Annotated in this window: 23 protein-coding genes; 9 read left to right on the top strand and 14 right to left on the bottom strand. The window is 68.4% G+C overall.

Annotation, left to right across the window (positions count from 1 at the left end):
• Positions 1-94: 94 nt before the first annotated feature.
• Entirely contained in the window at positions 95-3637 is a 3543-nt protein-coding gene (dnaE, locus tag VI08_RS14080; protein ID WP_045830239.1) for a DNA polymerase III subunit alpha, read from the top strand.
• 15 nt (positions 3638-3652) lie between these two features.
• On the opposite strand, the gene VI08_RS14075 is transcribed toward dnaE, so the two are convergent.
• The gene (locus tag VI08_RS14075; RefSeq protein WP_157006794.1) at positions 3653-4234 is read right to left on the bottom strand and encodes a hypothetical protein; all 582 of its coding nucleotides are present in this window, start codon (positions 4232-4234) and stop codon (positions 3653-3655) included.
• 304 nt (positions 4235-4538) lie between these two features.
• Here VI08_RS14075 and VI08_RS14070 point away from each other — a divergent pair, with 304 nt between their 5' ends.
• Genes VI08_RS14070 through ispA form a run of 5 tightly spaced genes read left to right on the top strand, consistent with a single transcriptional unit; the run spans position 4539 to position 8729 of the window.
• On the top strand, positions 4539-5495 hold the full coding sequence (locus VI08_RS14070; RefSeq protein ID WP_045830237.1) for an acetyl-CoA carboxylase carboxyltransferase subunit alpha: 957 nt from the start codon (positions 4539-4541) through the stop codon (positions 5493-5495).
• A 37-nt stretch (positions 5496-5532) separates the two neighbouring features.
• Positions 5533-6267 (top strand): NYN domain-containing protein, encoded by a 735-nt coding sequence (locus VI08_RS14065; RefSeq protein WP_045830236.1) that lies wholly within the window; start codon positions 5533-5535, stop codon positions 6265-6267.
• Positions 6267-7553, top strand: coding sequence for a tRNA lysidine(34) synthetase TilS (gene tilS, locus VI08_RS14060; RefSeq protein WP_045830235.1), 1287 nt, complete (start codon positions 6267-6269; stop codon positions 7551-7553). Before VI08_RS14065 ends, tilS begins: the two co-directional genes overlap by 1 nt.
• Before the next feature lie 32 nt (positions 7554-7585).
• A complete protein-coding gene (locus VI08_RS14055) occupies positions 7586-7846 on the top strand; it encodes an exodeoxyribonuclease VII small subunit (RefSeq protein WP_045830234.1) in 261 nt (86 codons plus the stop codon).
• On the top strand, positions 7827-8729 hold the full coding sequence (ispA, locus tag VI08_RS14050; RefSeq protein ID WP_045830233.1) for a (2E,6E)-farnesyl diphosphate synthase: 903 nt from the start codon (positions 7827-7829) through the stop codon (positions 8727-8729). The genes VI08_RS14055 and ispA overlap by 20 nt, the downstream gene beginning before the upstream one ends.
• A gap of 76 nt (positions 8730-8805) precedes the next feature.
• On the opposite strand, the gene VI08_RS14045 is transcribed toward ispA, so the two are convergent.
• Entirely contained in the window at positions 8806-9219 is a 414-nt protein-coding gene (locus VI08_RS14045) for a DUF4870 domain-containing protein (RefSeq protein ID WP_084621521.1), read from the bottom strand.
• Between the two features lie 77 nt (positions 9220-9296).
• Positions 9297-10646: a metalloprotease PmbA gene (pmbA, locus tag VI08_RS14040; RefSeq protein ID WP_045830232.1), complete on the bottom strand. Its 1350-nt coding sequence runs from the start codon at positions 10644-10646 to the stop codon at positions 9297-9299.
• Between the two features lie 118 nt (positions 10647-10764).
• On the opposite strand from pmbA, the gene VI08_RS14035 reads away from it, so the two are divergent.
• Together VI08_RS14035 and yjgA are read left to right on the top strand one after the other, a co-directional pair.
• On the top strand, positions 10765-10989 hold the full coding sequence (locus VI08_RS14035) for a DUF1653 domain-containing protein (protein ID WP_045830231.1): 225 nt from the start codon (positions 10765-10767) through the stop codon (positions 10987-10989).
• The gene (gene yjgA, locus VI08_RS14030) at positions 10986-11522 is read left to right on the top strand and encodes a ribosome biogenesis factor YjgA (RefSeq protein ID WP_045830230.1); all 537 of its coding nucleotides are present in this window, start codon (positions 10986-10988) and stop codon (positions 11520-11522) included. Before VI08_RS14035 ends, yjgA begins: the two co-directional genes overlap by 4 nt.
• 117 nt (positions 11523-11639) lie before the next feature.
• Here the strand turns inward: yjgA and tldD are convergent, their stop codons facing one another.
• Positions 11640-13079 (bottom strand): metalloprotease TldD, encoded by a 1440-nt coding sequence (gene tldD / locus VI08_RS14025; RefSeq protein ID WP_045830229.1) that lies wholly within the window; start codon positions 13077-13079, stop codon positions 11640-11642.
• A 123-nt stretch (positions 13080-13202) separates the two neighbouring features.
• Here tldD and VI08_RS14020 point away from each other — a divergent pair, with 123 nt between their 5' ends.
• Positions 13203-14399, top strand: a complete 1197-nt coding sequence (locus VI08_RS14020) for a sterol desaturase family protein (RefSeq protein ID WP_045830228.1) — start codon at positions 13203-13205, stop codon at positions 14397-14399.
• Between the two features lie 7 nt (positions 14400-14406).
• Here the strand turns inward: VI08_RS14020 and VI08_RS14015 are convergent, their stop codons facing one another.
• The 10 genes from VI08_RS14015 to leuS all read right to left on the bottom strand — a co-directional run bounded on the left by VI08_RS14015 (position 14407) and on the right by leuS (position 26733).
• Positions 14407-14682, bottom strand: a complete 276-nt coding sequence (locus VI08_RS14015; RefSeq protein ID WP_084621520.1) for a HigA family addiction module antitoxin — start codon at positions 14680-14682, stop codon at positions 14407-14409.
• Between the two features lie 39 nt (positions 14683-14721).
• The gene (locus tag VI08_RS14010) at positions 14722-18639 is read right to left on the bottom strand and encodes a YhdP family protein (protein ID WP_157006791.1); all 3918 of its coding nucleotides are present in this window, start codon (positions 18637-18639) and stop codon (positions 14722-14724) included.
• Between the two features lie 30 nt (positions 18640-18669).
• Positions 18670-20157 (bottom strand): ribonuclease G, encoded by a 1488-nt coding sequence (gene rng / locus VI08_RS14005; protein WP_045830227.1) that lies wholly within the window; start codon positions 20155-20157, stop codon positions 18670-18672.
• Positions 20158-20211: 54 nt separating this feature from the next.
• The gene (locus VI08_RS14000; protein ID WP_045830226.1) at positions 20212-20769 is read right to left on the bottom strand and encodes a Maf family protein; all 558 of its coding nucleotides are present in this window, start codon (positions 20767-20769) and stop codon (positions 20212-20214) included.
• A 12-nt stretch (positions 20770-20781) separates the two neighbouring features.
• Entirely contained in the window at positions 20782-21252 is a 471-nt protein-coding gene (gene rlmH / locus VI08_RS13995) for a 23S rRNA (pseudouridine(1915)-N(3))-methyltransferase RlmH (protein WP_045830225.1), read from the bottom strand.
• A gap of 7 nt (positions 21253-21259) precedes the next feature.
• Positions 21260-21649, bottom strand: a complete 390-nt coding sequence (rsfS, locus tag VI08_RS13990; protein ID WP_045830224.1) for a ribosome silencing factor — start codon at positions 21647-21649, stop codon at positions 21260-21262.
• A 119-nt stretch (positions 21650-21768) separates the two neighbouring features.
• On the bottom strand, positions 21769-22410 hold the full coding sequence (gene nadD / locus VI08_RS13985; RefSeq protein WP_045830223.1) for a nicotinate-nucleotide adenylyltransferase: 642 nt from the start codon (positions 22408-22410) through the stop codon (positions 21769-21771).
• 4 nt (positions 22411-22414) lie between these two features.
• Positions 22415-23425: a DNA polymerase III subunit delta gene (gene holA, locus VI08_RS13980; protein WP_045830222.1), complete on the bottom strand. Its 1011-nt coding sequence runs from the start codon at positions 23423-23425 to the stop codon at positions 22415-22417.
• A gap of 12 nt (positions 23426-23437) precedes the next feature.
• Positions 23438-23983, bottom strand: a complete 546-nt coding sequence (lptE, locus tag VI08_RS13975) for an LPS assembly lipoprotein LptE (RefSeq protein ID WP_045830221.1) — start codon at positions 23981-23983, stop codon at positions 23438-23440.
• A 2-nt stretch (positions 23984-23985) separates the two neighbouring features.
• Positions 23986-26733 carry a leucine--tRNA ligase gene (gene leuS, locus VI08_RS13970; RefSeq protein WP_045830220.1) on the bottom strand — a complete coding sequence of 916 codons (2748 nt, stop codon included), beginning with the start codon at positions 26731-26733 and terminating at the stop codon, positions 23986-23988.
• Positions 26734-26897 lie beyond the last annotated feature (164 nt).

The raw sequence follows: 26897 nt of genomic DNA, 5'->3' as shown, positions 1-26897 counted from the left end.
TCCCACAGGGGGCAGGCGGATTTTTCGCGCTGTCAATCTTGCCCCGCCCCCTCCCCCCGGTTAGCCTTTCCCATGGCCTGAACCGGCACCCCGCATGACCGTCCGCTTTGCCCACCTCCACCTCCACAGCGAGTATTCGCTGGTCGACTCGACGATCCGCATCAAGCAGCTGATCGCCGCGTGCGTCCGTGCGGGCATGCCGGCGGTCGCACTCACCGACGAGAACAACATGTTCGGGTTGGTGAAGTTCTACAAGCAGTGCGTGGCGGCGGGCATCAAGCCCATCGGTGGCAGCGATATCTGGGTGAGCAGCCCGGACGACCCGCGCCCGTGGCGGCTCACCCTCATCTGCCAGGATCGCGACGGTTACCTCAACCTTTCGCGGCTGGTCTCGCGCGCCTGGCGCGAGGGCCAGGGCACGGGCCGCGCGCTGGTCGACGCCAGCTGGCTCACCGCCGGCGCCGTGGCCGGCCTCATCGCCATCGTGGGCCGCGAGAGCGAAACCGCGCGCGTGGCGCTGGGCGCGGGCCTGCCGGCCGCGTCGGCCCGCCTCGGCTTCCTCACCCGCCTGTTTCCCCAGCGCCTGTACCTCGAGCTGACCCGCACGGGCCGGCCCAACGAAGAGACCTGGGTGCGGGCCGCGCTGGCGCTGGCGGGCGAACACGGCCTGCCGGTCATCGCCAGCAACGACGTGCGTTTCATCGAGCGCGCGGGGTTCGAATCGCACGAGGCGCGCACCTGCATCCACCAGGGCCGCGTCCTGGCCGACCCGAAGCGCCCGCGCGATTACAGCGAGGAGCAATACTTCAAGTCGGCCGAGGAGATGGCCGAGCTCTTCGCCGATATCCCCGAAGCGCTTGAGAACACGGTCGAGCTGGCGCGGCGCTGCAACCTCGAACTCTCGTTCGGCACGTACTACCTGCCCGATTTCCCGGTGCCCGAGGGCCACAACCTCGATACGTACATCCGCGAGCAGGCGCAGAAAGGCCTGGAGGAACGCCTGGCCGCCAACCCGCTCGCCCCGGGCAAGACGCTTGAGGATTACCAGGCGCGCCTCGACCGCGAAGTGGACGTCATCATCCGCATGGGGTTCCCCGGCTACTTCCTCATCGTGGCCGACTTCATCGGCTGGGGTAAGGACAACGGCATCCCCGTGGGCCCGGGCCGCGGCTCGGGCGCGGGCTCGCTCGTGGCGTGGGTGCTGAAGATCACCGACCTGGATCCGCTCCAGTTCGAGCTGCTGTTCGAGCGATTCCTCAACCCCGAGCGCGTGTCGATGCCCGACTTCGACATCGACTTCTGCATGGACCGCCGCGACGAGGTCATCGACTACGTCTCGCGCAAGTACGGCCGCGACCACGTCAGCCAGATCATCACCTACGGCTCCATGGCCGCGAAGGCGGTGCTGCGCGATTCCGGCCGCGTACTCGGCATGGGCTACGGCCAGGTCGACCGCCACGCCAAGCTGATCCCCGCGCGCCCGCTCGACCTCACGCTCGGCGACGCCCTGGGCCGCACCGAGAAGTCGAAGAAAGAACCCGAGCGCGTGGTCAAGGAGTTCTGCGACATCTATGAAACGGAAGAAGAGTCGCGCACGCTGATCGACCTGGCGCTGAGCCTCGAAGGCCTCACGCGCAACGCCGGCAAGCATGCCGGTGGCGTGGTCATCGCGCCCACGCCGCTCACCGATTTCGCGCCGTTGTACTGCGAACCCAGCGGCGAAGGCGTCGTCACGCAATACGACAAGGATGATGTCGAAGCGGTGGGCCTGGTGAAGTTCGACTTCCTCGGCCTGCGCACGCTCACCATCATCGACTGGGCCGTCAAGGCCATCAACAGGCGCCGTGCCAGCGAAGGCACCGAGCCGCTGAACATCGACACCCTGCCGCTCGACGACCCCAAGGTCTACGAGCTGCTGAAGAAGGCGCAGACCGTCGCCGTCTTCCAGCTCGAATCGCGCGGCATGCAGGGCATGCTGAAAGAGGCCCAGGCCGACCGCTTCGAGGACATCATCGCGCTGGTGGCGCTGTACCGCCCCGGCCCCATGGATCTCATCCCCAGCTTCTGCGCGCGCAAGCACGGCAAGGAAGCGGTGGAATACCCCGACCCGCGCGTCGAGCCCATCCTGAAGGAGACCTACGGCATCATGGTCTACCAGGAGCAGGTGATGCAGATGGCGCAGATCGTGGGGGGTTACACCCTCGGCGGCGCCGACTTGCTCCGCCGCGCCATGGGCAAGAAAAAAGCCGAGGAGATGGTGAAGCACCGCGCCACCTTCCGCGAGGGCGCGGCCAAGGACGGCATCGAGGGCGACAAGGCCGATTCCATCTTCGACCTGATGGAAAAATTCGCGGGCTACGGCTTCAACAAATCGCATGCCGCCGCGTACGCGCTGGTCTCGTACCAAACGGCATGGCTGAAGGCGCACTACCCCGCCGAGTTCATGGCCGCCACCATCTCGTCGGACATGGACAACACCGAGAAGGCGGTGACCTTCCTCGACGAGACGCGCGCCATCGGCATCAAGGTGCTGCCGCCGGACGTGAACGCCTCGGCGTGGATGTTCGAGGCGGTGGAGCCACGCGTGGTGCGTTATGGCCTGGGCGCCATCAAGGGCGTGGGCCAGGGCATCTGCGAAGAGATCGCCGCCGAGCGCAAGGCGCGCGGCCCGTTCAAGGGCCTGGTGGATTTCTGCCAGCGCATCGGCTCCAACAAGCTCAACAAGCGGGTGATGGAAGCGCTGGTGCAGTCCGGCGCGCTCGATGCGCTCGGCGAGAACCGCGCCACCCTGGTGATGCACATCCCCGAGGCCATGCGCGCTGCCGACCAGGAGGCGAAGAACCGCGCCTCGGGCCAGGTGGATATCTTCGGCAACGCCTTCGGCGATGCCGAGGCGCCCAGCATCATCGAGCTCTCGGGCTCGGTCCCCGAGTGGCCGCTGGAACAGCTGCTGCAGGGCGAACACGACACGCTTGGCCATTACCTCTCGGGCCACCCGACCGACCCATGGACCACCGAGCTGGCCCAGTTGGGCAGCTGCCCCATCGGCGAGATCCCGCAGCGCTACCAGCCACCCAAGCCGCGGCGCAGCGACGACGACGATGGCGGCCGCTTCCGCCGCGGCCCGGAAACACCGTGGACGGTGGCGGGCATGGTCGTGGGCATGCGCAAGCGCGGCGACAGCGACGCGTTCGTGCAGATCGAGGACGCCACGGGCCTGCTTGAAACCAGCTTCTTCCGCGAGGTGTTCACCGACGCGGCGCCGTTGCTCACGCGCGGCAACATCATCGTCGTGGAAGGTGGCCTGCGCATCGACGACTTCGCCGGCGGCTACCAGCTGCGCGCGCGCAAGGCCTATTCGCTCTCCGACGCCATGGAGCATTTCGGCCGCCTGCTCACGCTGAAGCTCAACGGCGTGGACGAGGATTTCCCGAAGCACCTGAAGCACGCCCTGATGGGGTTCCGCGGCGGCCGCACGCCGCTGATGCTGTCGGGTTACCGCAACCGGGTGGGCCAGGCCAGCTTCGAGCTCGGCGACGAGTGGCGCGTCCGCGCCCTGCCCGACCTGGTGCGCACGCTGCGCACGCTGCCGGGCGTCCTTGGCACCGAACTGCGCCTCGTACGCCCGGCAGACTGACTCACACCACCACGATCAGAACGCGTCGACCGACTCGACGACGTGGACGTCATCGAGTTGCACGCGGGTGGATGGCCCCAGGTTGGCCACGGATACCAGGACGTGGGCCGGTGCCGCGAAGGGCACGCCGGCACCGCTCAGGTCCACCGTGGTCCACGCGTGCCTGCGAACGGTGGCGCGGGTCGAGGCCAGCGGCACGGCGTGGCCGCCCTGGTCGTCACTGAGCGCGAGGCGCAGCTCGACCTCGCCGTCGTCGCTTTCACCCAGGACGCGCAACTGCACGGCGTAGCCGGCCTCGGCGGGGTCGCCCAGCGTGTTGATGGCCACCGCCTGGCGGATCGAACTGCCGGGCGTGAGCATCGCGGCACCGTCGGCATGGCTGACGGTGCCGTCGCGTTCCCAGCCGGTGTAGGGGTCGGCGGTGAAATCGCCGTTGACGATGGGCAGGCGGCAAGCGCCGGGGTTGCCCTGGCTGCTACAGGCCGGCAGGCCAGCCAGGTTGCCGCCCTCGCCGGCCGCCACCGGGGCGGATAGCGCGAAGGCCGCGAGGGCCAGGCCAAGCGGGATGGCGCGGGGGATCAAGCCAGAATGATTCACGGTGGACTCCTTGTCGTGTGAAGGCACGCAGTTCGCGTGCAGCCCCACTCACGGCCGATGCCGTGCAGGGCGTGGTCGTTATAGCCCGCCGATGAACGCCGCGGCGCTGGGACTACACGCAGCGGGGCGCAGGCCTACATGGGCTGAAGGGTTTTTCCTACACGGCGTTGCCAAGCCCGGCGCCCTTGCCACGATGTCTTGTCTATCATGCAGTTAGCGCGAGCCACCCCACCGTACTGCCGCGCACACCACCCATGCACGGGCCCGGCTATAATGTTCAGTCTTGCCCCGACGCTCCGTATTCATGAATCCCAACTTCCTCGAATTCGAACAACCCATCGCCGAGCTCGAAGCGAAGATCGAAGAGCTTCGCCACGCCAGCAGCGGCCAGGCGTTCAACATCGATGAAGAAGTCGCGCGGCTGCGGGAAAAACTCAAGCTGAAAACGGCCGAGATCTTCCGCAACCTGTCGCCGTGGCAGATCAGCCAGTTGTCGCGCCACCCGGCGCGCCCGTACACCCTCGATTACATCCAGGGCATGTGCGAGGAGTTCCACGAGCTCAAGGGCGACCGCATGTTCGCCGACGACCAGGCCATCGTGGGTGGCCTGGCCCGCATCAACGGCCGCTCCATCATGGTCGTGGGCCACCAGAAGGGCCGCGACACCAAGACCAAGGTAAAGCGCAACTTCGGCATGCCGCGCCCCGAGGGCTACCGCAAGGCGCTGCGCCTGTTCAAGCTCGCCGAGCGTTTCGGCATCCCGGTGTTCACCTTCATCGACACCGCCGGCGCGTGGCCGGGCATCAACGCCGAGGAACGCGGCCAGTCCGAGGCCATCGCGCGCAACCTGCTCGAGATGGCCGAGCTGCGCGTGCCGATCATCTGCACGGTCACGGGTGAAGGCGGTTCCGGCGGCGCGCTGGCCATCGGCGTGGGCGATGTCACCAACATGCTGCAGTACTCCACCTACTCGGTCATCACGCCCGAGGGCTGCGCCTCCATCCTGTGGAAGAGCGCCGACAAGGCCAAGGATGCCGCCGAGGTCATGGGCCTCACCGCCCCGCGCATCCTTGAGAACGGCCTCATCGACAAGATCGTCCGCGAGCCGCTGGGCGGCGCCCACCGCAACCCGCAGAGCATGGCCACGCGCCTCAAGGCCGTGCTGCTCAACCAGCTCGATGCCCTCGAGCAGCTGCCCGTCGAGGCCCTCCTCGAAAAGCGCTACCAGCGCCTTCGCGGCTACGGCGCCTACACCGAGTAAGGCGCTACCATGGCGGCTCGCCCCCAGGGGAGCCGCCATGGCCAACGACAACACCGACAAGCTCGCCGTGCTGGTCGACGCCGATAACGCGCGGCCAGCGATCGTCGACGGCCTGCTCGCCGAAGTGGCGAAGTACGGCACCGCGCACGTCAAGCGCATCTACGGCGACTGGACCAGCCCCCACCTCAACGGCTGGAAAACGGCCCTCCTCGAGCACTCCATCCAGCCGATCCAGCAGTTCGCCTACACCTCGGGCAAGAACGCCACCGATTCGGCCATGATCATCGACGCGATGGACCTGCTCTACTCCGAACGTTTCGATGGGTTCTGCATTGTCTCCAGCGACAGCGACTTCACGCGGCTGGCCTCGCGCATCCGCGAAGCCGGCCTCGTGGTGTACGGCTTTGGCGAGCTGAAAACACCCAAGCCGTTCGTCTCCGCGTGCGACAAGTTCATCTACACCGAGGTGCTGGCCAGCACCGAGGACGAAGACGACGCGCCCACCACGCCGAAAACAGCGAAGGAACTGCGCAGCGACACCAAGCTGCTCAACAACCTGCGCAGCGCCATCAAGGATGCCTCCGACGAAAGCGGCTGGGCCGCGCTTGGCGGCGTGGGCAGCATCCTCAACAAGCGCAATTCCGACTTCGATTCGCGCAACTACGGCTACTCGAAGCTCAGCGGCCTCATCCACGGCATCGGCCTGTTCGACGTGGAAGAGCGCCAGCACGGCAACGCGAAGCACGTGTACGTCCGCGCCAGGGCCAAGTGATGCCCTCGCTCCGCGACCACCTCGCCGCCGCGCTGGCCGAGCTCGACGACACGCCGCTGGTCGTCGCCTACAGCGGCGGCCCCGATTCCACGGCGCTGCTGCACGCACTGGCGACGCAACCCGCGCGCCCTGCGCTGCGCGCGCTGCACATCGACCATGGCCTGCACGCGGAAAGCGGCCTGTGGGCGGTGCACTGCCGGCGCTTCTGCGAGTCGCTCGACGTGCCGTTCGAATCCGTCCGCGTCAGCGTCGACCTCAGCCGCGGCGAAGGCGTCGAGGGCGCGGCGCGGCGGGCGCGGCGGGCGGCCTTCGCCGCGGCGTTGCGCCGTGGCGAGCGGCTCGTGGTGGCGCACCACCGCGACGACCAGGTGGAAACGGTGTTGCTGAAGCTCATGCGCGGCGCCGGGCCCGAGGGCCTGGCCGGCATGCGCCCGCTGCGGCCGCTGGGTGCGGGCGACCTCTGGCGCCCCCTGCTCGACCTGCCGCGCGCGGCCCTGCTCGACCACGTGGCCATCCACGCGCTCGATACCGTGCACGACCCCTCCAACGACGACCCGCGCGTGGCGCGCGCTTGGCTGCGCGGCACGGTGCTGCCGGCCCTGCGCGAGCACTGGCCGCACGCGGGCCAGAGCATCGTCCACAGCGCCCGCCTGTGTGGCGAAGCCGCCACCTGCCTCCGTGACGGCTGGCTGGACGCCTACACGCGCCTGCGCGGCGCCGACGGCAGCCTGGACGCGCCCGCGTGGCTGGCGCTGCCGGATGCCTGGCGCGGCCCCCTGCTTGATCACTGGCTGCACGCGGCCGGCCTCTCGGCGCCGACCACGGCGCAGCGCGTGACGCTCGAGCGCCAGGCGCGCGAGGCCTCGGCCGAGCGCCTGCCGCTGGTGGGCTGGCTTGATACCGAGGTACGCGCGTGGCGTGGCCGCCTGTGGGCGATGCCGCGCCAGCGCGCCTTTGACAGCGAGTGGTCGGCCGCGTGGCACGGCGAACCGCTGGCGCTGCCCGGCGGCGGCTCGCTCACCCTCGGCACGCACCGCCTCGCGGCGCCGGTCACTGTCCGCTACCGCCGCGGCGGCGAGACGCTCAAGCCGGTCGGCGACCGCCACACCCGCGACCTTCGCCTGTTGTTCCAGCAGGCGGCCGTGCCGCCGTGGGAGCGCCGACGCATGCCCCTGGTGGTGGATGGCGACACCGTGCTCGCCGTCGCCGACCGCTGGGTCAGCGAGGCCGGCAAACCCTTGTTCGACGCAGCTGGTACCACGCCCCTGTGGCATCGCGCCGATTGATCCACGCGCCCATGTGAGCTAGTTTTGCCGCCATGCCGAAAGCCCCCGCCACCCCCGCCAAAGCGTCGTCGATCGCCGAATTCGAGCATTCGCTCGATGAACTCGAGCAACTGGTCACGCGCATGGAAGGCGGCGAGCTCAGCCTGGACGAATCGCTGAAATCCTTCGAGCGCGGCATCGGCCTCTACCGGCACTGCCAGGCGGCGCTGGAGCAGGCCGAACTGCGCGTGCGCCTGCTGCTCGACCCCGAAGCCCCCGATACCGCCGAACCCTTTGACTCCCGCATCGACTGACCTGCCGGCGCCGCTGAAGGCGCTGGCCGGCCGGGCCGACGACGCGCTCGCGCGCGCCCTGCCCGGCGACGACCTGCCCCCCGCCGAACTGCACCGTGCCATGCGCTACGCCGTGCTGGGCGGTGGCAAGCGGCTGCGCCCGCTCCTCGTGTACGCCGCGGGCCACGCTTTGGGCAGCGATGGCCCGGTGCTCGACGCCCCGGCCTGTGCCGTCGAAATCATCCACGCCTATTCGCTGGTGCACGACGACCTGCCGGCCATGGACGACGACGCCCTGCGCCGTGGCCGGCCCACCTGCCACATCGTGTTCGGCGAGGCCATGGCGATCCTTGCGGGCGATGCCCTGCAGGCGCTGGCCTTCGAGATCCTGGCCCAGTCGCCCGCGGGCGACGACCCGACCCAGCGCATAACCATGCTGCGCACACTGGGCGCTGCCTGCGGTGCCGAAGGCATGGCCGGCGGCCAGGCGTTCGACCTCTCGGCGGTGGGCCGCAAGCTCACGCTCGAGGAACTCGAGCGCATGCACGCCTACAAGACCGGCGCCCTCATCCGCGCATCGGTACGCCTCGGCGCCCTCGCGGCAGGCTGCCGCGACGAAGCCCTCCTGGCCCGCCTCGACCGCTACGGCCACGCCGTGGGCCTGGCCTTCCAGGTGCGCGACGACATCCTCGACATCGAAGGCGAATCGGCCGTCATCGGCAAAACCGCCGGCAAGGACGCCGCCGCCGACAAGCCGACGTTCCCGTCCATCATCGGGCTGGACGCGTCGCGTGCGCGGCTGGTTGCGTTGGTGGACGAAGCGCTCGATGCCATCGCGCCGCTGGGCGAGCGTGGCGAGTGGCTGGCGGAGCTGGCGCGGTATTCGGCGGCGCGCGGGCATTAGTCGGCTTCGGTAGGCATTCGCCAAAGAAAAAGGCCCGCGATGCGGGCCCTTTCCTACGCGACGTTAGCGCAACGGATCAGCTGATCAGCCGCAGCGCAAACGGATACCGGTACGTGCCATCGGAGCTGACCTTCACTGCCGCGATGATGCAGAAGATGAGGTTCGCCAGCCACAGCAGCGGCGTGAGGATCATGCCGATGAGCAGGAATGTCAGGATCCAGCAGATGACGTAGCCGATGAGCACCGTGATCTGGAAGTTCAGGGCCTCCTTCGCCTCCGTGACCAGGTAGGCCTTGTCGGCGCGATCCTTGTGCATCAGCCAGACGATGAGCGGCATGATGATGCTGAACAGGATGCCCGACAGGTGCGTGAGCATGGCGATGTTCTTGTCATCGGTGTTGGTCGCGGGCGGCACCGGATCGTACGGCGGCGGGGCACCGTAGGGCGGCGGGGCGGGCGGCGGCGGGACCTGATCGGACGGGGTACTCATGGCGCAACTCCCTGGGCGATGTGGGCCCCACTCTCCCTTCGCAAGCCCTTGCTGTCAACCGCGACTTGCGGCACCCCTCACTCGCCGGCGATGGTCATGTTCTCGATGAGCCACGAGCCCGTGAGGATGTGCGAGCGGTGGTCGACATCGGCGCCCACGGCGACCAGGTTGCGGTACATGTCGCGCAGGTTGGCGGCGATGGTGATTTCCTCCACCGGGTAGGCGATTTCGCCGTTTTCGACCCAGAAACCCGAGGCGCCGCGGGAGTAATCACCCGTGACGATGGACACGCCCTGCCCCATAACCTCGGTGACGAACAGGCCCGTGCCAAGCTTTTTGAGCATGGCCTTGAAGTCGTCCCCACCGTGGCTGACCACCAGGTTGTGCACCCCGCCGGCGTTGCCCGTGGATTGCAGGCCCAGCTTGCGGGCGGAATAGCTGCCCAGGATATAGCGGGCGAGCACGCCATCGACGATGAGCGAGGAATCGGCGGTGGCCACGCCCTCGGCGTCGAACACCGACGAGCCCAGGCCGCGCGGCACCAGCGGCCGCTCGTCGATCTGCAGCCATGCCGGCAGCACCGGCTTGCCCACGTGGTCGAGCAGGAAGCTGGAACGGCGATACAGCGAGCCGCCGCTGACGGCGCCCAGCAGGTGGCCGATGAGCGAGCGGGAAATCTCGGGCGCGAACAGCACCGGCGCCTGGCGGGTGCCCAGGCGGCGCGCGCCCAGGCGGGAAAGCGTGCGCTCGGCCGCCTTGCGGCCCAGCGCGGCGGCATCCATGAACTGGCCGGCATCGCGGACACTGTCGTACCAGTAATCGCGCTGCATGCCGTCGTCGTCGCCGGCGATGAGCGCCACCGACAGCGAATGGCGGGTGCCGCGCTCACGGCCCAGGAAACCATGGGAGTTGGCGTAGACCGACAGGCTTTGCCCGGCGTTGACGCTGGCGCCATCGGAATTGGTGATGCCTTCGAGGTCGCGACCGGCGTTTTCGATATCGCAGCCCAGCGCGATGGCCGAGTCCACGTCGATATCCCACGGATGCCACAGGTCGAGGTCGGGGAACGACGTGGCCATGCGGTCGGGGTCGGCCAGGCCGGCGGCGGGGTCTTCCTCGGTGAACCGGGCGATGGCGCAGGCCTGGTCGATGGTGGCCTGGATGGACTCCGGGTTGAGGTCCGCCGTGCTGGCCGAGCCCTTGCGCTTGCCGAAGAACACCGTGAGGGCAAAGCCGCGGTCGCGGGTGTGCTCCACCGTCTCGACCTCGCCCAGGCGCACGTTCACGTTCAGCCCCACGTCGACACTGGCGGAAACCTCGGCCTGGGTGGCGCCCGCGGCGCGCGCCCGGCGGATCGTATCCTCGGCCAGGCTGGCGAGGCGGTCGAGGTCCTGGTGGCTGGTGTCGAGGGTGGCAACTTGGCTCACGTGGGCTTCCCGGGGGCTGGCGGTTAGAATGGCAGGCCGCTGGCGGCCGATATCCCTACTTGGGGGCGCGCCGCCCGATTCCAAAGCAACGCACCGCCCATGGTGCCATGGAAACCTTATGAGCATCCGTGTCGGCTACTACCGCCACTTCAAGGGCATGCCCTACCGCGTGCTGGGCACCGCCCGGCACAGTGAAACCATGGAGGAACTGGTGGTGTACCAGGCCCTCTACGGCGAGCACGGCCTGTGGGTGCGCCCCGCCGCCATGTTCGCGGAAACCGTTGACCACGAGGGCCGCGTGCAGCCGCGCTTCGCCTTCGAAAGCGAGGAGGCACAGCCATGAGGCCCTGGGACGAACGCCCGCGCGATGAGGAAGAAGAAGATTTCGGCCCCAGCCGCAGCGAACAGCGCCGCAACGCGCTCGATATCCTGAAGCTGGCCGGCCAGCTGGTGGAACTGCCGCCCTCGCGCATTCCCAAGCTCAACCTGCCCGAAGACATCATCGACGAGATCGCGCGCACGCGTAAGGTCACGGCGCACATCGCCCGCAAGCGCCAGCTCGCCTACCTTGCCAAGATGATGCGCCGGCACGGCGACGAGGCCTTCGCCGACGCGCGTGCCGCGCTTGGCGAGGATCGCGATCGCCAGCGCCAGGAGGCCGCCCACATGCACCGCCTGGAAGCGAAGCGCGAAAAACTGCTCGAAGGCGGCGACGCCGCGTTGGGTGAGCTGTTCGACCAGCATCCGGAGCTCGACCGCCAGCACCTGCGCTCGCTGGTGCGCCAGGCCCGCGCCGAACGCGAGGCCAACAAGCCGCTGCATGCGTTCCGCGAGATCTACAAGATCCTCAAGGAGCTCGAGGCGTCGGAAGACTGATAGAACGTTGCTTAATCATGTGGGAGCGCGCTTGCGCGCGATGGGGTTTACGGCACACCCATCGCGCGCAAGCGCGCTCCCACAGGTTTCGCGACTACCAGCGCAGCACCCGGCTGATCAGGCCGCCGTGCCGCCCACGGTCATGCCATCGACGCGCAGCGTGGGCTGGCCCACGCCCACGGGCACGCTCTGGCCATCCTTGCCGCACACGCCCACGCCCTCGTCCAGGGCCAGGTCGTTGCCGATCATGGAGACGCGGGTGAGCACCTCGGGGCCCGAGCCGACCAGGGTGGCGCCCTTGACGGGCCGCGTGACCTTGCCATCCTCGATGAGGTAAGCCTCGCTGGCGGAGAACACGAACTTGCCGTTGGTGATATCGACCTGCCCACCACCGAAGTTGACGGCGTAGAGGCCCTTCTTCACCGAGCGAATGATTTCCTCCGGCTCGCGGTTGCCGGCCAGCATGTAGGTGTTGGTCATGCGCGGCATGGGCAGCTGTGCGAACGACTCGCGGCGGCCATTGCCCGTGGGCTTCACGCCCATGAGGCGGGCATTGAGCTTGTCCTGCATGTAGCCCTTGAGGATGCCGTTCTCGATCAGCGTGGTGCACTCGGTGGGCGTGCCCTCGTCGTCGATGCTGAGCGAGCCGCGGCGGCCCGGCAGCGTGCCGTCATCGACCACGGTGACGCCCTCGGCGGCCACGCGCTGGCCGATGCGGCCGGCGAACGCGGAGCTGCCCTTGCGGTTGAAGTCGCCCTCAAGGCCATGGCCGATGGCTTCGTGCAGCAGCACGCCCGGCCAGCCCGGCCCAAGCACGACGGTCATGGTGCCGGCCGGCGCATCCACGGCGTCGAGGTTCACCAGCGCCTGGCGCACGGCTTCCTCGGCGAACGCATGCGCACGGCCGTTCTCGAGCAGCTCGCGGTAGCCGTAACGGCCACCACCGCCGGAATGGCCCTGCTCGCGGCGGCCGCCCTGCTCGGCGATGACCTGGACGTTCAGGCGCACCAGCGGGCGCACGTCGGCGGCGAGCGTACCGTCCGAACCGGCGACAAGGATGGTATCCATCGTGGCGGCAAGGCTGACCACCACCTGCTTGACGCGCGGATCGCGCGAGCGGGCGTAGGCATCCACCTCGCGCAGCAACGCGATCTTCTCTTCGTTCGGCAGGCTTTCGACCGGGTCGATGGCTGGATAAAGGCCGCGGCCCGTGGCGATGGCCAGCGGCTTGCCCGCGCCGGCGCCACCCTGCGCGATGGCGCGCGCGGCGCGCGACGCCTCTAGCAGCTGGGGCAGCACGATTTCATCGGAGTAGGAGAAGCCGGTTTTCTCGCCCGAGATGGCGCGGACACCCACGCCCTGTTCGATCGAGTGGCTGCCGTCCTTCACGATGCCCTCTTCCAGCACCCAGGATTCGCTGCGCGAATGCTGGAAGTACAGGTCGGCCGCATCGATGGAGGGGCCCATCAGCTGCGAGAACACGCGATCGAGGTCGGTGGAGGCGAGGCCGCCCGGGGTAAGCAGGCGCCGTTCGGCGAGGGTGATCAGGGAATCCATCAAGGCTGCCGGTGGGTAACGTCAAAGCCCCGATATGGGGCTGGAAGGGCCCAGCTTAAACCCCGGCGGCGCCGCTGGCGAATTGCTAGGATGGCGCCCGAATCCACCAAGGAAAGGAACCCGATGAGCCTGGGAAAGAAGCGGGCCGCCGCCCGCCGCGCCGCCACCGCCCCCGCCCGCCGCGCGGAAGCCGTGGTCGGTGAAACCGTCGACCTGCTCCACCGCAGCGGCTCGCTCGACCCCCGCAAGGCCATGGTGAGCACCGCCATCGCGCTATCGCTGGCCGTGTTGTCGCTGCTGGCGGTCACCGCGTTCCACTTCCCTGAATACCTGACCACCCCCGACCTGCGCCACAAATATTCCGTGGACGTGCTGCGCCAGGTGCTGCTGGGCGGCCTGCTGGTGGCCGGCGGCCTCTCGCTCGCCAACGTGATCCTGGGCCGCCAGCGCAACGTCAATATCGGCGCGTTCGTGTTGGTGCTGGCCGCCGTGGCGCTGGGCGGCTCGCGCGTGCCCGTGGGCACGTTCCCCGACCACACGCCGTATATCGGCCTGGACTGGTTCATCCTCGACCTGCTCGGCTCCACGCTGGTGTTCGTGGTGCTGGAAAAACTGTTCCCGCTTTACAAGGGCCAGTCGCTGTTCCGCTTCGAGTGGCAGACCGACATGAAGCACTTCGCCGTGAACCACTTCATCGTGGGCCTGGCGCTGCTCATCGTGAACTTCCTCATCCACCATGCGTTCGGGTGGCTGGTGAACAGTGGTTTCCAGCGCATGGTGGCGTCCATCTGGTTCGTACCGCAGCTGCTGCTGTGCATCCTGGTGGCCGACATGGCGCAATACTGGACACACCGCGCGTACCACGAGGTACCGTTCCTGTGGCGCTTCCACGCCGTGCACCACAGCGTGAAAACGATGGACTGGCTGGCGGGCTCGCGCCAGCACATGCTGGAACTGATCTTCACCCGCGTGTGCGTGCTGGCGCCGCTGTACGTGCTTGGCTTCAGCGAAGCCGTGATGAACGCCTACATCATCGTCGTGGGCTTCCAGGCCGTGTTCAACCACGCCAACGTGCACCTGCCGTGGGGCCCGCTGAAATACGTGCTGGTGACGCCGGATTTCCACCACTGGCACCACGCCTCGGATGACGAAGCCATCGACAGGAACTACGCCGCGCACTACGCGTTCCTCGACTACCTGTTCGGCACCGCCGTGAAGTCAAAAAAGGCATTCCCCGAGCAATACGGCGTGGTGGGCGACTACATGCCCGACGGTTTCGTGAAGCAGCAGATGTTTCCGTTTACGAAGGACGGCAAGTAGCGGTGGCTCAACGGCGCACCGGGCGCGCGCGACCTTTGCTCGTGGCTTTCACCGGTGCGTTCGTCTCGGCCCAGGGCACGATGGCCGCGACCGCTTCAGCCAGCTGCGGGCGCATCATGGCGCGGTCGTAGTCGTCCTGCAGGCCCATCCAGAAATCCTCGGACTGGCCAAAGAAACGCGCAAGGCGAAGACCGGTATCCGCGGTGATGGCACGACGGCCGGCGATGATCTCCCCGATGCGGGGGGCCGGCACGCTGATGGCCTTGGCGAGGCGGTATTTGATGTCAGGCGCGAGAGTCGTGTGCTGTAGGCGGGCGCCGCGTCAGCGCTTTGCGGGCGGTGCTGCCGTCGTTGCAGGCGCCGGTGCCGCCGCTGGCGAGCCTGTGGAAGGCAGCCCCTTGTCGATCGGCGTGAACACCGGCTTATCCCAACTACCGGTGACGTGGTATCGCTTCCGCGCGGCCTGGTTGAGGCCATGGCCCAGGATGCCCTGCACGGCCAGGCCGGCGGCGGCACCGACAGGGCCACCCGCGAGCGCGCCCACGATGGGCAGGCTGTTGCCGACGTGCGGCACCACCAGCACTTCCTGGTCGTAATCACGCGCCTTGAGGCCGGCGCGGCCGGTGATGGAAATCTCGGCCGCGGGGGCGCGGATCTTCAGGTTCTGGGTGCTGGCATTGCCATCGGCGAAATGGAAATCGCCCGTGATCGAGTCGAAGCCGAAGCCCTTGCCGAGCACGTCGCCGAAATCGAGCGCCATGCGCCGCGGCAACTCGGTGATGGAGACGAGGCCGAACAGCCGACCCACGCCGGGCTGCACTTCGAGGATGCGGCCATTGGCGACATTGATCTTGAGGTTGCCATCCATGTTCGCCAGCGCGAGCGCCGACGGCCCACCCGGCCATGTCGCGTCCAGGCGCGCCTCGGTACGGCCACCCGACATGATGCCGGCGAAGCCCAGCGCATCGAGCATGCGGGCCACGTCCTCGGAGGCGAAATCCATGGCGAGGTGCGTATGGCTGGTTTTCTCGTCGCCGTTCCAGTCGCCCGTGGCCGTGATCTGCACATTCTTCGACTGCGCACGCAGCTGGTCGACGTGCAGGCCTTCGTCCGTCGGCCAGGTTTCGAGGCGCGCGTCGCCCAGGCGTGCCTTGCCCAGGCGCATGTCGCTCACGTGCAGGTGCAGCGGCGGGAGGCTGGAAGGCGCAACGCCTGCTTCGTTCGCGTCGGCGGGCTTCTTGCCGCCGTTATCCCTGGCGTCTTCCGCATGCGCGACGGTGACGGCGGCCGTGGCCGCCTGGCCGGCGATGGCCCTGCCCTTCTTCGCCGCGTCGGCGGCGTCGTCGGCCGAGGGCCACCACAATTTATCCATGCGCGCGGTGATGCCGCGGCGGCGCAGGTCGTCGTTCGGGACCGTCATGGCACCCGCCATGCCGTCGCTATCCACGCGCAGGTTGAGCTCGGCCGGGCCCGGGCGCGCCACGATATGCATGTTGCTGAAATGTTGGCCGAAGACCTCGGCATCGTCGGTGGCGAGGTCGAGGCCGGTGAGGCCCGGCCCCGTGGACCCGGTGGACAGGCCCACGACGTATTGCACCCAGCCGGAGACATCGAGCTTCGCCGCGTGGCCACCGAACAGGTAGCCCTGGGCCGGCATCACCTCCGGCACGGTGTTGCCGAGGTTGAACGCGGCGGCGATGGGCGTGTTGTTCGTGCTGTTCGCCAGGCGCAGGCGCCCGCGCACGATATCGCCAAGGGCGACATCGAGGCGCGCACCGTCGACAGGCAAGTTGAGCCTGACCGACAGCGGCTGTGCCTGCGCCGCCGGCTTCTTCACCGGCGTGGGCATCAGCAGCTCCACGCCGCGGAGGTCGGAATCCACCGCCAGCACCTGGCTGCGCTCGCCGCCAGCACCCGCCGTGCCGAGATCGAACCCGACACGGAACCCGCCGCGACCCTTGGCGATATTGCCCAGCCATTTCAGGTCGGGGTAATCGGACACGAGCTCGTCGACCGTGAAGGCGCCGGAGGCGCTTGCGGTGAAGACTTTCGCCGGGTCGCCCGTACCGCCCGCGATGCCGATGTCGAGGTCGGTGGGCTGGCCATGGAACAAGGCCTTCAGGCCCTTCGCGGTGAAGCCCCTGGTATCGAAGGCCATGGGACCGGTGATCTTGTCGATGCGCAGCTTCCACGCGTCGGCGACGAAGTCGGCATCCTTCAGCGTGGCACGGCCATCGAGCGTGGCGTCTTTCGCATCCTTCAGCGGCAGGAGCAGGTTGAAGCCGAACTCACCCGTGCCGCCCAGCTGTAGCTTGTCGAGTTCGGCCTTGCTGCTGTTCGCCACGGGGCTGTTTTTCACGAAGTCGAGGAAGCTGCCGCCCGTGCCCGCGCCACTGACGCGCAGGTCGAGCATGCCGTCGCCGAAATCGGGGATGGCGGCCGTGGCCGAGCTGACCGCGTTGCCGAGCGAATGCCCTTCGCTGGCCTCGACGAGCATGCCGTTGTCGACGAAGTTGGCGACGGCCGAGATGCCTTCCGCCCGCGGCCAGCCGGTGCCGTAATCGAGCACCGTATCGTCGATGATGGCGCGCGCTTCGAAGCGGCCTTCCTGGTTCTTGAACGGGAACTCGCGCAGGTTGCCGCGGATGAGCGCGGAGCCGCCGACGATGTGCCCCGAGACGAGGCCACGGTTCAGCCAGTTCTGCGAGCCCTCGGACATGGCATGGATGGGCCAGAACAGCTTTGCCGCAGGGACTTCGCCCTCGCCCAGCGCCACGTACATGTCCATGAAGGGGCCGGTATCGGCGGCCGGTACCACGAACTCGCCGCGGGCCTGGCCACCGTAGCCTTCGCCCCTGAAATCGAGCGGATCCACGCCGATGTGCCAGCCGCCGTCGTCGCCCTTGTACACGGCCACGTTGCCGCCCAGCGCCGACATGGCGAAGGGCTTGCGGAACACGCCGGTGGCGTCGATGGTGGTGGCCTGCGTGGGCAACGCCAGCGCGATGGCCTCGCTGTCGCCGAACAGTTCGCCCGTGAGCGTGGAAAGGCCCGGCAGCTTGCCGCTGGCATCGATGCCCAGGCCGGAGAACGTGGCATGCGCGAACCGCAGGCCATCGACCGAATCCCAGTCCGCACGCAGCTGGTCGAAGCGGCCACGCGGCTTGCCCTCGGCCAGCCAGCGCGCCAGCGCGGGCGAGACGGGCGGCGCGAGGCCGGCCCACGGCAGCAGCGGCGCCAGGTCGAGCTTGCGGGCCACCGCCGTGCCTTCGCTGCGTTCGCCGCTGGCCCGCAGCACGATGGCCGCGTCGCCGCCATCACGGCCCATCCAGTCAATGCGCTGGCCGCCGGCGAAGCGGTGCAGGTCGATGATGCCGTGCAGCCCGCTGGTGCTGACCGTGCGCGCTGGGCCGCGCACGGCGAGGTTTTCCATGTCGATGCGCGACGTGGCGCGCACCACGTGCGCGTCGCGCCAGTCGAGCCACATCTCGAAGCCGCCCTTGCCCCCGGCCAGCGCATAGCCACCGAGTTCGAAATCGCCCGTCAGCGCGGCGAAATCGATGTTCGCGCCCTTGAGGTAGGCCTTGCCGCTGGAGCCATCGGCCGCGAAGCGGCCCGCGGCGGACAACAGCGCACTGGTGTTCTCGCGGCGCAACGTGCCGCCCACGCGCACCACGTTGCCCTGCAGGCTGAGGCGCAGGCGATCGGCCACGAGCCCGTAGTGGCGCCGCGTGGTGTCGTCGGCGATATCGAGGCGGGTGTTGGCAAGCCACAGGTCGACCGACATGTTGCCGAACGAGGTCCTCTGCGTGGTGCCACCGGATTCGAAACCGTCGATGCTCCAGCGGCCATCGGGCGCGCGGCGCAAGCCGAGGCGAAGATCCTGCAGGCGCAGGTTGATGAGGTGGCGCGAGGGGAGCACCAGCGCGCCGAAATCGAGCTTCACCGCGGCGCGCGGCAGGCGCAGCGCCGGCTGGCCGGCCTCGCCGCCGATGGTGACGTCGTGCATGACGAACAACGGCCCGGACGCCTGCCAGAAACCCTCCATGGCGGCGAAATGGATGGGCCGCTTCACCTTCTCGCTGAGCAGTGCGGCGACGCGCCCCGGGTAATGCGCCGCCAGGGGCAGCAACAGCTGGCCGAGCGCCATCACGATCGCGAGCGCGACCAGGACGCTCGCGACCAGACCCAACAGGAAGAACCGCAGGCGTCTCGCGCGATGGCGCCAGGCCGGGATCACCGGCCCATGGCCCGGCGCTGCCGGCCGGCGTTAGAGGAGAACGACATCGAACTGTTCCTGCGAATAATGCTCTTCAGCCTGGAAGCGTATGCTCTTGGCGATGAACTCTTCCAGTTCGGCCACGGCCGCGGATTCCTCCTCGAGGATGCGGCCCACGACCTTGGGGCTGGCCATCACCAGCAGCTTCTGCGCGTTGAACTGGCGCACGGCACGAGTGATCTCGCGAAAAATCTCATAAATAACCGTTTCGGCCGTCTTCAGCGTGCCGCGGCCGCTGCACGATGGGCACGGCTCGCACAGTTGGCGTTCCAGGCTCTCGGTGGTGCGCTTGCGGGTCATCTCCACGAGGCCCAGCGCCGACATGGGGTACACGGTGGTCTTGGCGTGGTCGCGCGCCAGGCCCTTCTCGAGCATGCGGATGACCTGGCGCTTGTGCTCGTCATCCACCATGTCGATGAAATCGATGATGACGATGCCGCCCAGGTTGCGCAGGCGCAGCTGGCGCGCGGCCGCCTGCGCCGCCTCCAGGTTGGTGCGGTACACGGTTTCCTCGAGGTTGCGGCTACCGAGGTAACCGCCCGTGTTCACATCGACAGTGGTCATGGCTTCGGTCTGGTCCACGATCAGGTAGCCGCCCGATTTCAGCGGCACCTCCTTGCGCAGGGCGCGCTGGATCTCGTCCTCTACGCCGTAGAGATCGAAGATGGGGCGCTCGCCCGAGTAGTGCTCCACGCGGTCGGATAGCACCGGCATGAACTTCTGCACGAATTTGACGGTTTTCTCGTAGGTCTCGCGTGAATCAACGCGGACCTTCTCGATGCCGTCGTTCAGCGAATCGCGCAGCGACCGCAATGGCAGCGACAATTCCTCGTAGACGCGCTCGCCCACCTTCGCCTTGGCAATGTTTTCCTGCACCACGCGCCACACCTTGCCGAGGTAGGTGACGTCGAACGCGAGCGATTCCTCGGACTGGCCCTCGGCGTTGGTACGCACGATGTAGCCGAGGTGGTTATCGCCGATGAGGGGCGTGATGACATCCTTCAGGCGCTGGCGCTCGGCCTCCTCCTCGATGCGTACCGAGACGCCCAGCGTGCGCGAGTGCGGCAGCAGGACGAGGTAGCGCGAGGGAATCGACAGGTGCGTGGAAAGCCGCGCGCCCTTGCTGCCGATGGGGTCCTTCACCACCTGCACCACGATTTCCTGGCCTTCGTGCACCAGTTCGCTGATGGGTGGCACGGGGCCGTGGCCGTTCTGCTTGCCGCCCTCGGGCGCGTCGGTGGGCGGCAGCGACGGCCGGACGATGTCGGAGGCGTGCAGGAACGCGGCGCGCTCGAGGCCGATCTCCACGAAGACCGCCTGCATGCCGGGCATGACGCGCTGCACGCGCCCTTTGTAGACATTGCCCACGTAGCCGCGCTTGGTGGCGCGTTCCACGTGCACTTCCTGGAGCATGCCGTTTTCGACGATCGCCACGCGCGTCTCACGCGGCGTGACATTGATCAGGATTTCCTCGCTCACCGGCGCCCCTTTTCCATAAGCCATCGCGCTTTATAGCTGCGCTGCGACCACATGTCACTGACCCCGCAGCAGAAGTGACGTTTCGTAGAGAGGCAGCCCCATGACACCGGAATAACTGCCCGCGAGATGTTCGATGAATGCCGCCGCGCGGCCTTGTATGGCATACGCGCCGGCCTTGCCCATGCTTTCGCCCGTGGCCACGTAGGCCGCGATCGCATCATGGCCCAGCGCGGCGAAACGTACCGTGGAGACCGACGTGGCGCTGCGCTCGCCCGCCGCGTCGACCAGCCAGGCGACGGACACCACGCGGTGCTCGCGCCCCGCGAGGCGGCCCAGCATGGCGGCGGCATCGGCCGCGTCATGCGGCTTGCCGAAGACCTCGTCGCCCAGGATCACTTCGGTATCGGCGCCCAGCACGCGCGCGCCGGGCTCATGGGCCACGAGCGCGTAGCCCGCGCGCGCCTTGTCGCGCGCCACGCGGCTTACGTAGGCCTCGGGTGCTTCGCCCGGCTGGCGGATTTCCTCGACATCGACATCCAGCGTGCGGTGGCTCTCGTCGAGCTGGCCGAGGAGTTCGCGACGGCGCGGGGATTGCGAAGCCAGGTACAGCACGTGGGCGTTCCTTCAGGCGCGGTGGTAGGGATGCCCGGCCACCAGGGTGGTGGCGCGGTACAGCTGCTCGGCCAGCACCAGGCGCACCAGCATGTGCGGCAGCGTAAGCGGCCCGAGTGACCAGCGTTGGTCAGCCCGCGCCAGCACATCGGCCGCGTGCCCATCGGGCCCACCGATGAGGAAGGCGATATCGCGGCCACCCATGCGCCATTGCTCAAGCTGTACGGCGAGGTCCTCGCTGGACCACGACTTGCCGCGGCCATCGAGCGCCACGACGTGGATATCACGCGGCAGCGCGGCCAGGATGGCCGCGCCTTCGTCCACGGTGGCGCGAGCGTCGTCGCGGCCCTTGCCGCGGGTACCAGGCTTGATCTCGGTCAGCTCCAGCGGCAGCTCGTGCGAGAGCCGCTTGCGGTATTCCGCGAAGCCCTCGGCCACCCAGGCGGGCATGCGTTCGCCGACCGCGATGAGGCGCGCCTTCACGGCGCGCTCAGTCGTTGGCGGCGGCGTCGGGGGCGTCGTCGCCCACGGTCCACAGCCGTTCCAGGCCGTAGAACTCGCGGATGCGCGGGAGCATGACGTGGACGATGATGTCGCCGAGGTCGACGAGGACCCATTCGGCTTCGGTCTGGCCTTCGACGCCCAGCGGCATGGTGCCCGCTTCCTTCGCGAACTTCACCACCTCGTCGGCGATGGACTTCACGTGGCGGGCCGACGTGCCCGAGGCGATGAACAGGGTATCGGCGATGGAGGTCTTGCCGCGGACGTCGATTTCGCGAACGTCCTTGGCCTTGAGGTCTTCGAGGGCGGCGACCACGCGCTGGCGGAGGTGCTCGTTGCTGGCGGCGGACTTGGCCTTGCGGGATGCGGTCGAACTCAAGATGCAGGCACCTCATGCGGCGGAATGCCGGGGTGGCGCCAGTATAGCGCCCGCCCACCCCCGGAGCGTCAACCCATGCAAAGGCCATGTGGGAGCGCGCTTGCGCGAGATGGAGCCGCCTAACGCCCCAAGGCCCTATAAGGCGCCAACAGCGCCGGATCGCCAAAACACGCCTCCGGCATGAGGAACCTCGGCTCCCCACCCGCCGCGAACGCCTCGCGGATGGCCGTGGCGGCGATATCCAGCGGGGTGATCTCGATACGCACCACCTGCCCCGCCGGCCCTTGCAGCCGCGTCGTGCGGCGGCCCGCCACGAAGGCCTCCAGCTCTGGCGGAAGGGCGTGGCTGGCGCCCGGGCGGGCCAGGACGCCAACATGGGCCAGTTCGAACAGGTCGCGCCACAGGTGCCACGACGCAAGGCCGGCGAAGGCATCGTCGCCCACGAGCAGCACCAGCGGGCGCTCCGGGCCCACGTCGGCACGCAGGGACGCCAGCGTATCGACGGTATAGGACGGGCCGTCGCGGTCGAGCTCGCGCGAATCGACCACGAGGCGGTCCTGCCCCGACAGCGCGGCGCGCAGCAGCGCCGTGCGGCCGGCGGCATCGGCCACGGGTGGCGGCCGGTGCGGTGGCGTGCGGGCCGGTACCAGGCGCACCTCGGCATCGAGCGCCTCGGCCGCCTCCCACGCCGCGCGCAGGTGACCGTTGTGGATGGGGTCGAAGGTGCCGCCCAGGATGGCGAGGGGCCGGAGGTGGGTCATGGGCTCAGGCCAAGGCGGCCGCGGCGCGCGGTTCGGCGATGGCGGCCACGAGGCGCTCGGCCTCCAGCCAGGGATCGCCCTGCTCGCGGCCCTTGGCCATGCGATCGATGCGTGCCGCCCGCGCCAGGCAGGCCATCCAGTGCTCGCGCGGCGCGCGGCGCAAGGCCTTGCGGAACAGCTGCTCGCGGGCCGGCCATAGGCGTTCGGCCTTGGCCTGCGCGCCGAAATCGCGGGCATTGGCCAGGCGCATGGCCAACTGCAACTGGTTCACCAGCCAGCCCATGAGGGCGATGAGCTCGTCACCCTCGGCGCGCAGGCCGGCCAGGATGCGCAGCGCGCGGCCCCCGTCGCCGGCGAACGCGGCGTCGGTGAGCTTGAACGCGTCGAAGCGCGCGCTGTCGGCCACCAGGCCCTCGAGCGTGGCGGCATCGAGGCGGCGATCGCCCGCGAGCACCACCAGCTTGTCGATCTCCTGGGCGGCGGCGAGCAGGTTGCCCTCCACCCGCTCGGCCAGCATGGCAACCGCATCGGGCGTGGCCTGGAGGCCGCGCGACGCCAGCCGCTGGCCGATCCACTGGCCCCATTCGTTGGGGCGCGGGGCGTTGAAGACCACCTGGATGCCGGCCTGGTCCACCGCCTTGGTCCAGGCACCTTCGTGCTTGCTGCTCCACTCGGTGGCCGAGATGAGCAGGGTGGTGTCGGGCGCGGGGTTCCTCACGTAGTCCGTGATGGCCGCGCCACCCTCCTTGCCCGCGCGCCCCCCCGCAAGGCGCAGGTCGATCAGGCGCAGCGTGGCGAACAGCGAAAGGCCGGCCGACGAACGGGCCAGGTCGTCCCAATCGAAGCGGCTATCGGCCTCGAGCACCTCGCGCTCGGCGTAGCCGAGCCGGCGGGCCATGGCGCGCAAGGCATCGGCGGCCTCGAGCACCAGCAGTTCCTCGCCCACCAGCAGGTACACCGGCGCCATGCGGTCGCCGGCGAGGTGCTTGTGCCACTGGGCGGGCTGCATGGGCACCGCGCTGCGGCCTTACTGCGCGGACGGGGCCGGCGCGGGCGCCGGTTCGGCTGCCGGCGGGTGGTTACGCGCGGCCTGCAGGCGGAACAGGATGGACTGCACCATGTCGTTGATGAGGCTGCGCTGGATCTCGTCGGTCTGCGCGGACGTACCGATGGTGTTGGTGGCGTCGTAGCTGAATTCGCGCGACATATCGACCTGCTGCGGGGCGACGAGCAGGTTGCCGTCCGGGCCCTTGGCGTTGAACTCGACGTGGTAGCGAACCGCGTATTCCGTGACGCGCGCGGTGCCGCTGACCGTCAGCGAATCGGTGCGGAAGGTGTTCGAGGTGACGGCCAGTTCGGCGATGCCCGCGCCGGGCTTGTCCACCACGGTGGCGTTGGAGTTCTCGATGGCACGGGTGAGCTCGCGCTCGAGGCGCCCGCCGCCCACGACGGTGAGATGCACCTTGTCCATGCCCTGCGGCAGGGCCGCCGACTGGCGCAGGTGGAACCCGCAGGCACCCAGCAGGGCGGTGGCGGCGACGACCAGGGCGACACGGAGGGCGTTGGGGCTCATGGTTATCCTGCGACGATGTTGACGATCTTGCCGGGCACGACGATCACCTTGCGCACGGTAAGGCCTTCCAGCTGGGCGGCCACCACGGGCAACGCCCGGGCCTGGGCCTCGGCATCATCCTTCGATGCGTTGGCCGGCAGCTCGATGGTAGCGCGAAGCTTGCCGTTTACCTGCACCGCGTAGGTCAGCGAATCGCGGACCAGGGCCGCCGGGTCGACCACGGGCCAGCCCGCGTCCTCCACCAGCGCCTCGCCATGGCCCAGCGCCTGCCACAGCGCATGGCTCACGTGCGGGGTGAACGGGTTGATGAGCTGCACCACGGCCGTGAAGGCCTCCTGGCGCAGGGCCACGCCTTCTTCGCTGGCGTCGTCGAACCTGTTCAGCGCGTTCAGCAGTTCCATCAGCGCGGCGATGGCCGTGTTGAACGACTGGCGGCGGCCGATATCGTCGGTGACCTTCTGGATCGTCTCGTGCAGCTGGCGGCGCAGCGTCTTGCGCGCGCCCTCGCCCGCCGGGTTGGCGCCCTGCCCCTTGCCGCCTTCGGCGTGCGTGGTGACATCGCGCCACAGGCGGCGCAGGAAGCGGGCCATGCCTTCGACACCGGCTTCGTTCCACTCCAGCGACTGGTCGGGCGGCGCGGCGAACATCGAGAACAGGCGGACGGTATCCGCGCCGTACTTCTGGATCATCGACTGTGGGTCGACGCCGTTGTTCTTCGACTTCGCCATCTTCTCGACGCCGCCGATTTCCACCGGCTGGCCATCGGCGCGCAACGTGGCGCCAGTGATGCGCGCGCGTTCATCGCGCTGCACGTCCACGTCGGCCGGGTTGAACCAGGTGAACTGGCCGTCGGCCTCCTTGCGGTAGTACGTCTCGGCGATGACCATGCCCTGGCAAAGCAGGTTGGTGGCCGGCTCGTCGCTGTTGACGAGGCCTTCGTCGCGCATCAGCTTGTGGTAGAAGCGGAAATACAGCAGGTGCAGGATCGCGTGCTCGATGCCGCCGATGTACTGGTCCACCGGCATCCAGTAGTTCACGCGCTCGTCCACCATCGCGTTCGCGCCCGGGCTGGTGTAGCGCGCCGGGTACCAGCTCGATTCCATGAACGTATCGAACGTATCCGTCTCGCGCTCGGCCGGGGCGCCGCAGTTCGGGCAGGTGGTCTTGCGCCATGCCGGGTCGGCCTTGATGGGGCTCTGCACGCCCGAGAACTCGACGTCCTCCGGCAGCACCACCGGCAACTGGTCTTCCGGCACCGGCACGGCATCGCACGTCGGGCAGTAGATGACCGGGATGGGGCAACCCCAGTAGCGCTGGCGGCTGACGCCCCAGTCACGGATGCGCCAGTTCACGCGGCGCTCGCCACGGCCGGCGGCCTCGAGCTTCGATGCGATGGCGTCGAACGCCGCGTCGAAGTCCAGGCCATCGAACTCACCCGAGTTCACGAGGTAACCGTGCTCGGTGTAGGCCCCCGATTCCTGCACGCCCGTCTCGAACGACTTCACCGTTTCCACGGCCGCCGAGGTGGCATACGCATCGGCATGGCCGCCATCGAGCGCGTTCTGGGTGGCGTCGGCGCCTTCGCCCTTCGCCAGGTCGCGGCTGATCTCGGCCAGCGCATCGACCACGGCGCGATCGACGACGACCATCTTGATGGGCAGCGAATACTTCTGGGCGAACTCCCAGTCACGCTCGTCGTGGCCCGGCACGGCCATGACGGCACCGGTGCCGTAGCCCATCAGCACGAAGTTGGCGACCCACACCGGCACCTTCTCGCCAGTGATGGGGTGCACGGCATCCACGCCGGTGTAGTAGCCGCGCTTTTCCTGCGTCTCGAGCTCGGCCTCGGAGACGCCGCCGGCCTTGCACGACTCGATGAATTCGGCGAGGCCCGGGTTGTCCACCGCGGCCCGCGTGGCGATGGGGTGTTCCGCGGCGACAGCCACGTACGACACGCCCAGCAACGTATCGGGGCGCGTGGTGAACACCTTCACCGGCTCGGCCTGGCCGTCGACGTCGAAGGTGATCTCCAGGCCCTGCGAGCGGCCCAGCCAGTTGCGCTGCATGGTCTTCACCGCATCGGGCCAGCCCGGCAGCGTATCCAGGCCGTCGAGCAGCTCCTGCGCGTACGCGGTGATCTTGAGGAACCACTGCGGGATCTCGCGTTTCTCGACCACGGCACCCGAGCGCCAGCCCTTGCCATCGATGACCTGCTCGTTGGCGAGCACGGTCTGGTCGACCGGATCCCAGTTGACGACGCTGTTCTTGCGGTACACCAGGCCCTTCTTCATGAGCCGGGTGAACATCTGCTGCTCCCACCGGTAGTACTCGGGGCGGCAGGTGGTGACTTCGCGGGTCCAGTCGTACGCGAAACCCATGCGCTTGAGCTGCTCGCGCATGTGTTCGATGTTCTTGTAGGTCCACTTCGCCGGCGCGGTCTTGTTCTTGATCGCGGCGTTCTCGGCGGGCAGGCCGAAGGCGTCCCAACCCATGGGCTGGAGCACGTTCTTGCCTTGCTGGCGCTGGAAGCGGCTGATGACGTCGCCGATGGTGTAGTTGCGGACGTGCCCCATGTGGAGGGCACCGGAGGGGTACGGCAGCATCGAGAGGCAGTAATACTTGGGCTTGCCGGTGTCTTCGGTGACTTCGAAGGCACGGGTGTCGCTCCAGTAGCGCTGGGCGGCGGTTTCGACGGCGTCGGGGGCGTAACCGCCCTGTTCGCGCGTGGCCTGGTCGTTGCTGTCCTGCATGGGGTCGGGTACCGGATAAAAGGCTGCGGTCAATCGCGGGAGACTATCCCACGGGGTTGGGGTGGGCAACCGGGGTTGGGCCGGGCCTTTGATTTTGCTCTGTATTCGGCCTTGCGGGGTTGTGGCAGTTCATTCGCTGGCGCGAATGCATGCTTCTAGCGGCT

The sequence above is a fragment of the Luteibacter yeojuensis genome (assembly GCF_000964085.1).
GTDB classification, from domain to species: Bacteria; Pseudomonadota; Gammaproteobacteria; order Xanthomonadales; family Rhodanobacteraceae; genus Luteibacter; species Luteibacter yeojuensis_A.
Note: the sequence above shows the minus strand (reverse complement) of the source record. Positions and strands in the feature narration are given on the sequence as shown.